Source organism: Methanosarcina baikalica, from assembly GCF_031461075.1.
In the GTDB taxonomy this organism is placed as follows: Archaea; Halobacteriota; Methanosarcinia; order Methanosarcinales; family Methanosarcinaceae; genus Methanosarcina; species Methanosarcina baikalica.
In genome coordinates this window covers 54135-65334 of sequence record NZ_JAVKPK010000012.1, presented here as the reverse complement: position 1 = coordinate 65334, position 11200 = coordinate 54135, and the positions used below count along the sequence as shown (strand labels likewise).

Annotated in this window: 12 protein-coding genes; 10 read left to right on the top strand and 2 right to left on the bottom strand. The window is 37.6% G+C overall.

Annotation, left to right across the window (positions count from 1 at the left end; genetic code table 11):
• Positions 1-390: 390 nt before the first annotated feature.
• The gene (locus RG963_RS04505; RefSeq protein ID WP_310575086.1) at positions 391-708 is read right to left on the bottom strand and encodes a hypothetical protein; all 318 of its coding nucleotides are present in this window, start codon (positions 706-708) and stop codon (positions 391-393) included.
• Positions 709-1218: 510 nt separating this feature from the next.
• Here RG963_RS04505 and RG963_RS04500 point away from each other — a divergent pair.
• The 7 genes from RG963_RS04500 (at position 1219) to RG963_RS04470 (ending at position 8816) form a co-directional block, all read left to right on the top strand.
• Positions 1219-1818, top strand: a complete 600-nt coding sequence (locus RG963_RS04500; protein WP_310575085.1) for a TetR/AcrR family transcriptional regulator — start codon at positions 1219-1221, stop codon at positions 1816-1818.
• 15 nt (positions 1819-1833) lie between these two features.
• Positions 1834-2583, top strand: a complete 750-nt coding sequence (locus RG963_RS04495) for an ABC transporter ATP-binding protein (RefSeq protein ID WP_310575084.1) — start codon at positions 1834-1836, stop codon at positions 2581-2583.
• On the top strand, positions 2584-3690 hold the full coding sequence (locus RG963_RS04490; protein WP_310575083.1) for an ABC transporter permease: 1107 nt from the start codon (positions 2584-2586) through the stop codon (positions 3688-3690).
• Position 3691: 1 nt separating this feature from the next.
• Positions 3692-4678: a COG1361 S-layer family protein gene (locus RG963_RS04485; protein ID WP_310575082.1), complete on the top strand. Its 987-nt coding sequence runs from the start codon at positions 3692-3694 to the stop codon at positions 4676-4678.
• A gap of 1481 nt (positions 4679-6159) precedes the next feature.
• Complete coding sequence (locus RG963_RS04480; RefSeq protein ID WP_310575081.1) at positions 6160-6687, top strand: cupin domain-containing protein; 528 nt, start codon at positions 6160-6162, stop codon at positions 6685-6687.
• 502 nt (positions 6688-7189) lie between these two features.
• Positions 7190-7624 carry a cytochrome b5 domain-containing protein gene (locus tag RG963_RS04475; RefSeq protein WP_310575080.1) on the top strand — a complete coding sequence of 145 codons (435 nt, stop codon included), beginning with the start codon at positions 7190-7192 and terminating at the stop codon, positions 7622-7624.
• A 712-nt stretch (positions 7625-8336) separates the two neighbouring features.
• A complete protein-coding gene (locus tag RG963_RS04470) occupies positions 8337-8816 on the top strand; it encodes a thioredoxin family protein (RefSeq protein WP_310575079.1) in 480 nt (159 codons plus the stop codon).
• Positions 8817-9236: 420 nt separating this feature from the next.
• On the opposite strand, the gene RG963_RS04465 is transcribed toward RG963_RS04470, so the two are convergent.
• The gene (locus RG963_RS04465) at positions 9237-9389 is read right to left on the bottom strand and encodes a hypothetical protein (RefSeq protein WP_310575078.1); all 153 of its coding nucleotides are present in this window, start codon (positions 9387-9389) and stop codon (positions 9237-9239) included.
• A 308-nt stretch (positions 9390-9697) separates the two neighbouring features.
• Between RG963_RS04465 and RG963_RS04460 the strand changes: the two genes are divergently transcribed.
• Genes RG963_RS04460 through RG963_RS04450 form a run of 3 tightly spaced genes read left to right on the top strand, consistent with a single transcriptional unit; the run spans position 9698 to position 11069 of the window.
• Entirely contained in the window at positions 9698-10093 is a 396-nt protein-coding gene (locus tag RG963_RS04460) for a hypothetical protein (RefSeq protein WP_310575077.1), read from the top strand.
• A 45-nt stretch (positions 10094-10138) separates the two neighbouring features.
• Positions 10139-10768 (top strand): hypothetical protein, encoded by a 630-nt coding sequence (locus tag RG963_RS04455; protein ID WP_310575076.1) that lies wholly within the window; start codon positions 10139-10141, stop codon positions 10766-10768.
• Positions 10743-11069, top strand: a complete 327-nt coding sequence (locus RG963_RS04450) for a calponin homology domain-containing protein (RefSeq protein ID WP_310575075.1) — start codon at positions 10743-10745, stop codon at positions 11067-11069. Before RG963_RS04455 ends, RG963_RS04450 begins: the two co-directional genes overlap by 26 nt.
• Positions 11070-11200: the final 131 nt, after the last annotated feature.

Sequence of the window (11200 nt, the reverse complement as noted above, 5' to 3'; positions counted from 1 at the left end):
TCAAATATTTACGGTGCTCCTGAAGCGTCGCATAAAGTGAATCTATTAGAGGCTGTCCGACAATTCAATTTCAGGGCAAAAACATGTAATAAATAATGTATCTAAAGCCTTTAAATCGAATAAGAATAAATATTGTTATTACTGATAGTAATTGTCGGACAGCCTCTTTAGGGTGGGGTGGCCGTCCGCAATTTAATTGATTAAGGCTCTTCGTCATTCTCTGTGGATAAGATGATTTTTTATTCAAGATCAGATTGGTTTTTTATGAGGATGTGTACACAAAAAAATGAAGAGTCTCAAAAATATAAAAAAATTAAGTTACTAAAACTTCCACCATATCTTTTTATTCCTCGGTGCCTCTATAGCCTTCCACTTCAGTAATCACATCAGTTATTTTCCTTTTCTTGGTATTGATTTCATAAGATCAGCAAACTTAGAAATTTTCGTAATATCGGAAGGATAATTAGAACTATCCGTTGAATTCCATATAATTGTATTCTCGGAAGTCACGTTCTGTGTCGTTGAATTCTCTTTAGTTGTATCCCAATTGGTGTTATCCCAATTGGTGTTATCCCAATTGGTGTTATTCCAATTAGCGGTATTCCAATCTGGTGTATTCCATGCCGCAGATGCATTTCCTATTAATGCCATACAAAGCAACACCCCAACAAATAGGGATATTGCCCTCTTTCCTTTATATTTACTCATATTTTTGACTCCATATCGGAATTTGGTTAATAAAACTTAAGTCACAGTTTCAGATTATTTTAGTTAAATTGATTCGTCTGAAACAAAATGTGAGCGATGACGCAATACTGCAATTTACCTATTATATAACAAATAAATTTTTAAATCGCCCGTTATATGTATTAGAATTCAAGTAATATAATAGATAACGAAATAATGATTAGAAAAGAAGAGTTAGATTAAATATACAAATATTATTAAATAATTAAACGAAAAAGTAAATTCATCAGGAATTACGCCCTCGGGGTATGAAATCAAGTACAATGGATGTTGCAGTTAAATTGTGCTGTAGAAAGTTGAAGGTTTAATGTTATTGATTTCTCAGTTCAATCGCTAAAGTCCTATCGAATTTAGTTTATTATACTCCAATCTTACTTTTTTCAGGTAGTTGTTATAATGAAATACATGGAACTATTGAGACAAAAATAATCAATATCTTTAAATGTAAGTGATTACTTACTTACATTTATAATGAGTACAGAACAAAGAATCCTGGAAGCAGCTTTGAAGATATTCGCTAGTGAAGGATACACAGGTGCAACTACTCGCAGAATCGCGGAAGAGGCAAATGTTGCAGAAGTAACTTTGTTCCGAAAATTTCAATCAAAAGAGAATCTGCTGAGAGAGGTCCTAATTCAGAATCGGACTGCATTTTCAGCACTGGATACATTATTCCTTATAGAAAAAAATGCAGACCTTGAGACAGACCTTCGCATCCTGGGTAAAAACATTATAAAGGTTATGAAGGATAAAAAAAATGATGGTAAACGCCGTATGCTTATGTTCATGCTGTTCGAAGAAGGGCGGAGGAGACCCGAAGTCGCCGAGATTCTATCATCTTTCATTCAAATGAACATAAGGCGTCTGAGCGAATACTTTGAGCTGCAAATAAAAAACGGAAAAATGCGTAATATCAATCCTCGATCGGCAGCAATAACTTTTGTTAGTTATTTTGTCTACACATCTTTATTAAGAGGAGTAGTTGGTGACAGTTTTTTGGGTGAAAATGATGAGGAAATTGAAAGGTTTATTGACATATTTACTAAAGGCATCCTGAAGGTCGAGGATTGAAGACCAGGTGAGGAAATGGAACCAATTATTGAGGTCAGGAATCTTGTCAAGGTATTTCATTCCAGAGGAAGGGAAATAACCGCAGTGAATGGTGTCAGCTTCGATGTATTCAAAGGAGAAATTTTTGGAATGATAGGGCCAAATGGAGCTGGCAAATCCACCACATTTTCAGTGCTGACCACATTATTAAAACCTACAAAAGGCAGTGTAAAAGTTGCAGGCTTTGATGTTGAAAAAGAGGATGACAGGATAAGACCAATCATAGGTATAGTCCCTCAGAAGCTCAGCCTTTATCCGCTCCTTACCGCCAGGGAGAATCTGGAACTCATGGGCAATCTTTACAATGTTCCAAAAGAGGTTATGGAAGAAAGAATCGATTACTATCTGCGACTTGTAGGTCTTGAAGCTAGTGCAGACCGTTTTACGGGAGGCTTTTCAGGCGGCATGAAGCAGCGTCTCTCAGTAATTTCTGCAGTAATACACGACCCAGAAATTTTATTCTGGGACGAGCCTTCAACTGGTCTTGATCCCCAGACCAGAAATGTTATCTGGAAACTCGCTAAAAAATTCAACGGAGAGGGAAAAACCCTGATTTTTACAACCCATTACATGGAGGAGGCGGATAATCTCTGTGACAGGGTTGCTGTAATGGACTTAGGCAAAATGGTAGCTCTTGATAACCCAGAACGCTTAAAGGAAAAAACAGGAAGTACAAATCTGGAAGAAGTGTTTGTACACTTTACAGGAGAAGAGGTACGTGATTAAATGACAATAGCGAGTGAGCTAATGGATTCATTGATAATAGCGAAAAAGGAATTCAAAATACTTTCCAGAAAAAAAGCTCTCTTAATTCCTTTGGTTTTATTTCCTATTATCATGATAGTCTTTTTTGGCTACGGCATGGGTGGCACGGTCAAAGATGCTCCCATTCTAATAATCAATGACGATACAGGCAGAGCCTCAAGTTCCCTTGTTCAGGAAATCGGAAGCTATACCGCCAAATATGATGCAAATCCAATGTTCTCGGTAACCTACACAAAGGACATGTCGCAGTCGGAAGCTGAGAGTAAAATAGATGCCGGAATGTATAAAGGCGTTTTGATTATTCCGCCGGATTATAGCGATAGTATAGCGAAAAATGAGAGCATGACTTTGACGCTTCTGACTGATTCATCAGATGTTACAACAAGTAGCGTAATAATAAATTTTATGAGGCAGTTGTTGGCAAAAACAGGATCAATCACCTTAAACGTTCCAAACATTTACGGTAATCTTGAATATCTGGACTTTCTCATACCAGGTGTTATAGCCCTCACTGTGTTTATGGGTTCTGTAGCAACCACGGGTTCTGCTATTGCAGGAGAAAAAGAAGATGGTACACTTGTTCGTATGTTAATGACGCCTGTCAGCAAGCGATCTGTGATTCTCGGGAAAACGATATACCAGCTAATATTGCAATTAGGCAGAGCTGTTATCCTGATACTTGCAGCATATTTTCTGTTGGGATTCAATATGAATGGTAGCTGGCTTCTTATTTCTCTGGTGCTTGTTATTTTCACTCTTGGTGGCGTAGGGATGGGAATAGTCATGTCGACAATGGTGGAAGATATGGAATCTTTCTTTCAATTAAACATGCTGGTTACTATGCCATCAATGTTTGTTACGGGTGTATTTTTCCCATTGAGTTCTGTTCCTAACTGGATGCGTTATATAGCTTACTGCTTGCCTCTGACCTATGCAATTGATGCTATGCGTACTATTATGATAAAGGGTCAGGGTTTGAACGCAATATGTACTGATTTGATAATACTGTCACTATTTGCAATTGTTACTTTCACTGCAGGTGTCCATCTTTTTAGGAGGGAAGCATAAAATGAAAAAAATGATACTAATCTCTCTGCTATTAATTTCTATGATATCATGCGTAGCAGGCGCTTCTAATACGCCGGATAATTATAATATTCCTCAAAGCTTTGATCTTAGTAAAAACTACTATAATGTCTACGGTAGTCCCGATCTTAATGCCACCATTATTGGCAGTAATGAATTCGATAGGGATCAAACGGCTACTTTGAATATTGATCTAATGAACAAAGGTAAATTATTAGGATTTGAGAATGACAGGACTCCTTATGATTCAGATGAAATCTATGCTGCCAGGACAGAAATGAAGTTGGAGAGCAGCATAGTGGATGCCACAAGTGTAGTCGCTTCTCTCTCAGTAGACCCGGACAGTCCGATTGAGGTAAAATCAGTTAGCCAGCAAATAGGTACTATAAAAAGTGGAGAAAATGCACTGGCTCCGGCAAAATTCGATATAAAAATTGATAAAAAGGCAAAGGCAGGAGAATACAACCTCTACTTGAATCTCTCTTATGATTACCAGAAGAATGTGCATATAAAAAATCCGGATTCTGTTGCTCAAACCTATGATGTAAATCACTGGTATGGAATAATGGAACAGAACCAGATATTAACGATTAAAGTAAAAAATCAGGCTGATTTTGAGATAGTAAACACTACAGGAAGTATTTCTCCAGGTGGGGAGGACATGGTCCAGATAGAGATTAAAAATACAGGTGAGGAAGAGGCAAGAAACGTTAAAGCTATTATTAATCCTTCTGACCCTCTAAGCACAACTGATAGTATGGCATTCTTATCTACTATAGCACCTGGAAGTACGGCTGTTGCAAAGATTAAAATTAAGGCAGATAGCGCAGCTGTACCTAAAATATATGGAATAGATACTGTAGTGAGATATGAAACCCCAGAAGGTGACATTAAATATTCCGATACCCTCCAGGCTCCGGTAGAGGTGAAGGAATCAGGGCTATTCGAAAGATTATTCGGCTGGATTTAATAAATATAGTCCTCAGTGTCGCTCTTACAATTTGAGTGAATAAATTCAAACTTCAGTTGAGGGATTTTGCTTTATTCCTCACTCAACTGAAGATTTACGAACTCTGATTTAATTACTTTGTTAGGGCGGGGTGGCCTCCTGCAATTTGATTTTTTAGGCGGCAGTCCCATCGAATAAATTCCAGACTATTTCAGATTTCTAAGTAAAACATCGCTGAGTTAGTGATTAACGGAGTTGCATTAGGCTGTCTTTTTTGCTTCTCTCAAAAGGACTTAGAATGGCCCATTTTCTATTTAATTTCTAAACTCTGTCAGCAAATGTTGTAAAGTTGCTTGATTGCACTTTCTGAATAAACGATTAAACTTTCATTTTATATACCATGAAGTATATTAGAATTCTGGGCATCTGGGCAAGTCATAAAAGACTTGTTTGAAAACTCTTTTTAATAACCCCCATACCCCCCAATACTCCCCACTCCCCAAATACCGGATGCCCATCCCATATCACCAGTATTGATCCCATATCACCAGTATTGTTATCTATATCGTTCTCAACATGCTTTCGGCAGGTGGACGTAAAAATTCATTTTATTCCATCGCGAACGTGGAGGGTCACGAATATTCCTTCCTTTACAGACTATCCGACAATTTCTATCAGTAATAACCATATTTTTTTCAATTTAAAGGCTTTAGATATCTTATTTATTACGTATTTTTGCCCTGAAATTGAATTGTTGGACAGCCTCTAAAGAGTGGGGTTGCTGCCTGCAATTTGATTTTAAAGTTCCCAAAAAAAGCCGAGAAAATATTTTAGATGTACTTTTAGTATCCTCTTTAAATTCAAGGGGGAATTTTCCAACCCGTAAAGTATACAACAATTTTGTCATACAGTTCTAAAGTTAAATACATTGCTTGAGGCTGTTTTTGAGACTTGATTAAATTCTTAAATTTTCAGCAAATATGTGAAATTTACTTTTACCCATACAATTTGAAGAGGATACTACTTTTATGTGGATCAGAGAAAAAAGCTCATTGAGTTGAAATTGATAGCTTTCCACTCAATTTGAAGAGGACACCAACTTATCATTATTTCTCGCATAATCAAACATGCACGAACTTAAATTCCGAAATTAGAGAATAAATGAAAATTAAACACTTTTGAAGAGAAAATTATATGAAAAATACATTTGTTATGTCTATTATTAATAAATCTTTACTGTATATAACATAATTTATAAAGATTATTTAAACCCATCCTATAATTATATTTCTGCTAGTATTATAATGTATGAATAATAACTGTTCTATTGCATGTGTTTGAAATCGCCTTCGTTGGCAAATACCGGTGCTTCTATTCCAAAATAAATTCATTATTTATTGGACGATTTACTGGTAAATGGACGCATCTGCCAACACTGGATGAATTGAAAAACCAACACTTGTAAAATTGATTAAGTTGAAACAGATTAGGGGAGTCAACAAATGAGTCTAAAAAAGACACTGGGTATTTTGCTGGGAGTTTGTTTTTTACTGTCGGTAACAGCAGCGGCAGTAAGTGCTAAAGAACTGCCCAATATAGCTGAAAAGAAGGCAGACAAGACCGAAAAGAAAGTGAAAGGATATTCTATTGATATCGAAAAGGCCACTTTGGAAAATAATAATTTTCGCAAGGTGCTCTATACTGCAAAGCACAGCCAACTAGTACTTATGAGCCTCAAGCCTGGGGAAGAAATCGGAATGGAGACGCATAAGGAAACCGACCAGTTTTTCCGTTTTGAAGAAGGGCAGGGGAAGTGCATAATTAACGGTAACGAATATAAAGTCGGTAAAGGATCTGCGGTGGTTGTGCCGGCCGGCGCCCAGCATAATGTCATCAACACTTTGAAAATGGGTTCTCTGAAACTGTATGCAATCTATTCACCGCCTGTTCACAAGGATGGCATCGTGCGAGCCACGAAGGAAGAAGCCGAAGCCAATGAAGCGAAATTCGACGGAATAACTTCGGAATAATACCAAAAAGTAAGAATAATGCTTTATTTTCATAAGCGCTTCTCTTTTTTATATTGAAGTGAAAAGCCTAAGTTTCTTCGAAAGCGTTCGTTAGCAACTATTGCGGGCTCTGTTGAGTTTGTATCCCAATGTTTCAATCATTTTTTTAGTGGATCACGAAGCTTTAATCATGATATGCCATTATTGTGGTCGAGCATGAGATTCAAAAATCAAATTGTAACTATTCAGCCTATCAAAAAATGTTAATTGATATTGATTTTAATAAAACGAGGAATATCATAAATAACTGATGAACAATGAAAAAACGTTTATGAATACCCAAACCGCAAGATTTGTTTACGATTCAAACCAATATAAATCACCCAGTTTTTTGGCAGTGGAAACATTTCAAAGGCAATTTGGCATCCGTGACCAAAGTAATATTTGTGCCTTTGATAGCAATTTACTGACTCGTTTTGGAACTGAGTCATTAGAAATCAACTTATATTGGAGGGGTGAATTAATGAGTAAAACACTGATTATATTAATAGTGTTGTTTGGCGTATTCCTCGCAATAGGATGCGCGGGAAATAAACCGGTAACTCCAAATGAAACAAGAACTCCAGAACAGGCTGCAACTCCAGCTGAAGTAACTACTCCAACTGAAAAAAAGGTAACTGAAAGACAGACTCCAACTAAAATGCAGAACGTGACAGAGAAAACGGAAATAAAAGAATATACACTTGAAGAACTTGCAAAGTACAACGGTATAAATGGGAAGATATATGTTGCCTATCAGGGCCAAGTCTATGATGTCTCTGCTAGTAGTTATCGTTGGAAAGATGGCAGTCATAATGGTTGCAATGCAGGGAAGGACATCACTGAAGAGATAAACAAGACACGACATGGGCCTGACGTATTAAAGGCTTTTCCTGTTGTCGGGACTTTGAAAAAATAACTCCACTCTGTAACCTCTAGTCCCTGTTTTAAATAATGCGACATTTTGTGTGTATCATGAGTCCTATCCTCTTTGTAGAAATGGTTTGAATTTTAAGCCAGTCTTTCAATAATCAAATAAATTTTTAATTTTTTAATACACTTATTGTTATTCCTGCTTTTTATTATATATGTTTATTTATACTTCTAAATCTTTTTCTTCTATATTATTAGTTCGGATCTGCAAATTTGTGGGGATTTATTTAATTGCTTGAATAGGGAAAATACAAAGAGGGATAATATGGTCTGTCCTGTGTGCGTAGTTGGAGGAATTGGGTTTATTCTCAGTAGGATTTTTGGGTTCCCTGATATTGTTGTGTCTTTTGTGATCGGAATGATGGCAACTTCGACGGCATACTGGGTAAATCATATCATGACGAAAAGATGGAATAAAAGAAAAGGCCAACTTGTAATACTCAATATCGTGTCAGGGATTATTTTTTTATATTCTCTCAAATGGATTGGATTGTGGTAAAGTCGAGAAATCATTTCTCCAAAAATGTATGCCACACTCGTCTACATATTACTCAGAAAAGAGTAAAATTTGGATTTGTTGATCTAAAAATAAGGATATGTAATCTAAACAATTTACAAAACAAATTGCTATGGATATCGCACATATATCTACATTTACGAATTTTAGAATATCAATTTTATAGTGGTGGACGACCAACATGAAGAAATTAGTTGTATTGATTTTACTTGCATCTATGCTCTTTACTGCAGGATGTGCTGAAAAAACTCAGGAAAAAAATCCGGTTGTAGTGATAACCAATTTGGAGCAAATAAATACCTCACTCCAAAACGGCCCGGTCTTTGTGAAGATGGGATCTATATGGTGTTCAGGGTGCCGGTCTCTACAACCTACCATTAAAAAACTGGCAGCAGAATACGACGGAAATGCCACAATCGCGTCTATAGATGTAAATAAAAATCGTGAACTTACGGAATATTTCGGAGTAACATATATTCCGGACTCATTCGTGATCGTGGGTATTGATGATGGAAAATATGTTTACATGCAAGAGAATGGGAATGTCAGTATGGACAGATCTGAAGTCAGTTTTGTTGGACTAAATGAAAGTAATGAAAAAGTGTTTGAAAAAGTTCTGGATCTTGCTCTTATTCAGCAGAGGAAGGACGAATCCAAATGAAGAAAAGCATCATCCTCGCAGTTCCTATTAGAGTCCGAATTGTTTTTTCGTATAAAAAACGCATCGTATCGGCAGAGTACTTGTAGGAAAATGAAAAATGAAAAATGTCAAAAATGCACGAAATAACTTTTAATTGTATATGGAAAACAGAAGCATGAAGCCCATTTACACATTATGAAATGTATGCTTCTGTCAAATTAAGATTACTACTTTTTTGTTCGATCCACACAAAAAGAGAAAGCCAATTTTATTCAGCCCACTTTCAGCAGAAGTCCACAAACATGCCACTTATTTTCTCAATATGGTCGTAGCTTAAAAACGAATCCCCCCTCTAATGAATAATAGTGGACAAATCGGTAAATAAATTCTACATCTGTGTACATCTGCGGAACGTCTGATGCAGCTCTGAAAAACGTAGTTTCACATTATTATTTCTCTCTCGCATCCCAGGCAAATTACATCTGCCATAGTCCTGGGATGCTTAATACAAAGCCCTCCGTATTTGCATTGAACTATTAATTTTATTCCATCTTTTACCAAATTGCTTTTATCTCTTTTTCTTTTTATCATCATTTCTCCGATTCTATCTTGTTAATCTGCGCTGTCAACTTATTAAGCTGCTCATGTTTTTTTTCAATTTTTATTATTTAAACTTTTTAACCCCAACTTTTCTACATTTCTCTTTTTAAACTGGAAAAAATTTTTTATACACAGACAGACTAATTTTATTATCTAAAGTCTCCATATTCTTTCTATGCTCGGGGGAGTAGTTTACGATTAATCAGACTTCAATTTTAGTCGGTCCGATTGAAACTGACGAATCCGCAGTTACTTCGCTTCCTTTCAAGCTTACGGTTTCAGGCATCCTTTTTGCTGTACTTGTGCTGCTCTCTTCTGTTTCCCTTTTTGATTTCCTGGACGGGGCAAAGGAAAAAGAAGCTCTGGACGAGGTTTCAAAGCTTACGGCTGCTTCCGAACAGCTCTCAATGCGTGGAGAGGGAAGTGAAGTTATGCTGGAACTCAGGATTCCCGAAGGAACAAGGGTGGATTTTGGAAGTCTGCCCGGGCGTCAGGACAAATGGCCTGCGGATGCGAATGATTACTGCATCCGCACAGGAGAAAAGACCACCTTCTATTATTCGGATGCCTCTTTCTCAAATCCTGAACTTAATGGGCCAGTATCTTTTGGCTCAGGCAGGCACAGACTGCTTCTGTCAACAAAGATCGAATCGAAATCAGGAAGGCTTTTCGTACTCATTTCCGAAAAGGGGTTCTGAAGAAGGGATTCTGAAGAAAATCTGACGTTAAGGAGAATATTTGCTATGAAATATTTTGCTCGCGACGATTCAGCATGGGCCGATTTTCTGATCTCAAAAGCGGCTCTTATTCTTGCAAGTATTATCCTGTTTGCAGCGCTCTTTCATCTGGTTGCAGGTTTTGAGGATCTTGAGGCACAGGAACAGCTTGATTCTCTAGCTCGGGATTTCAAAAATGCAGTAGATGAAACAGGGGCAAGAAACTTCCAGGAGGAATCTCAGCAGGAGTTTCAAGGTGAATTTCAGGAGTCTTCTTATTGTTTTGAAGAAAACGAACTTTTTAGGGATTCACCTTTTAGAGAAGATCTAAAAATACGGGTTTCAGGAGAATATGTCTATCTGGAGGCCGAAGCCAATGGAAAGAGATTCAGTGCTGTAAGGCCCTTTGCCTTCAGAGTCCTGCCCTTTAACGAATCCGTACTTCAGGAAAACCTTCGCATAAGGTTTGGGGCTGAAGGCAGCAGGAGAGCTCCCATTATAGCTGATTATCGGGAAGTTGAGGCTTTTCTTCAGGTGCTGGGGACAAAAGAAGCAGTTCTAGACCCGGATAAGAATATCTCCTTAAATAAAGAACTTATCTATGTGAAGGATCAGGAGGGAGCTTCTGCTTTTGGTTATATCCTTATTTATCAGTAGTCTGCTGGAAGCTGTCAAAAAATTTGTAAAAACAGTGTGCACGTCAATGTTCAGGGATGAAAGAGGAGTTCTTGAACCCCATGCCGATCTTCTCTCCGTAGCCCTTGCGGTTATAGGTTTCATGGTTCTTGCAGCCTTGATGTCACAGACGTATCTGGGGTATGAAGACCGTTCTTTTGCTCTGGAAAATTATGAGAGTGCTTCCCTTCTTGCAAAGAACCTGGCAGAAGCCCCTGTCTTGAAAGCGGAAACTTCCAGCCTGCTTTCGGCAGCTGCTCTTGATGAACTTTCGGGCCCTTAGGGAATCAGGGAAAGAGAACGATTTTTTGCAGCTTTTTCCGGAAATTATCTGTTTCTGGTTGAAATCCGAACAGGGGACGGCCAGTGGCACTGGAGGATCGAGCCAGATAATGCTGAGCCCGAATCTTTAAT

Coding starts and splice junctions, on each gene's coding strand:
- RG963_RS04505 (WP_310575086.1), bottom strand. CDS start 708: ATGAGTAAATATAAAGGAAAGAGGGCAATATCCCTATTTGTTGGGGTG.
- RG963_RS04500 (WP_310575085.1), top strand. CDS start 1,219: ATGAGTACAGAACAAAGAATCCTGGAAGCAGCTTTGAAGATATTCGCT.
- RG963_RS04495 (WP_310575084.1), top strand. CDS start 1,834: ATGGAACCAATTATTGAGGTCAGGAATCTTGTCAAGGTATTTCATTCC.
- RG963_RS04490 (WP_310575083.1), top strand. CDS start 2,584: ATGACAATAGCGAGTGAGCTAATGGATTCATTGATAATAGCGAAAAAG.
- RG963_RS04485 (WP_310575082.1), top strand. CDS start 3,692: ATGAAAAAAATGATACTAATCTCTCTGCTATTAATTTCTATGATATCA.
- RG963_RS04480 (WP_310575081.1), top strand. CDS start 6,160: ATGAGTCTAAAAAAGACACTGGGTATTTTGCTGGGAGTTTGTTTTTTA.
- RG963_RS04475 (WP_310575080.1), top strand. CDS start 7,190: ATGAGTAAAACACTGATTATATTAATAGTGTTGTTTGGCGTATTCCTC.
- RG963_RS04470 (WP_310575079.1), top strand. CDS start 8,337: ATGAAGAAATTAGTTGTATTGATTTTACTTGCATCTATGCTCTTTACT.
- RG963_RS04465 (WP_310575078.1), bottom strand. CDS start 9,389: ATGATGATAAAAAGAAAAAGAGATAAAAGCAATTTGGTAAAAGATGGA.
- RG963_RS04455 (WP_310575076.1), top strand. CDS start 10,139: ATGAAATATTTTGCTCGCGACGATTCAGCATGGGCCGATTTTCTGATC.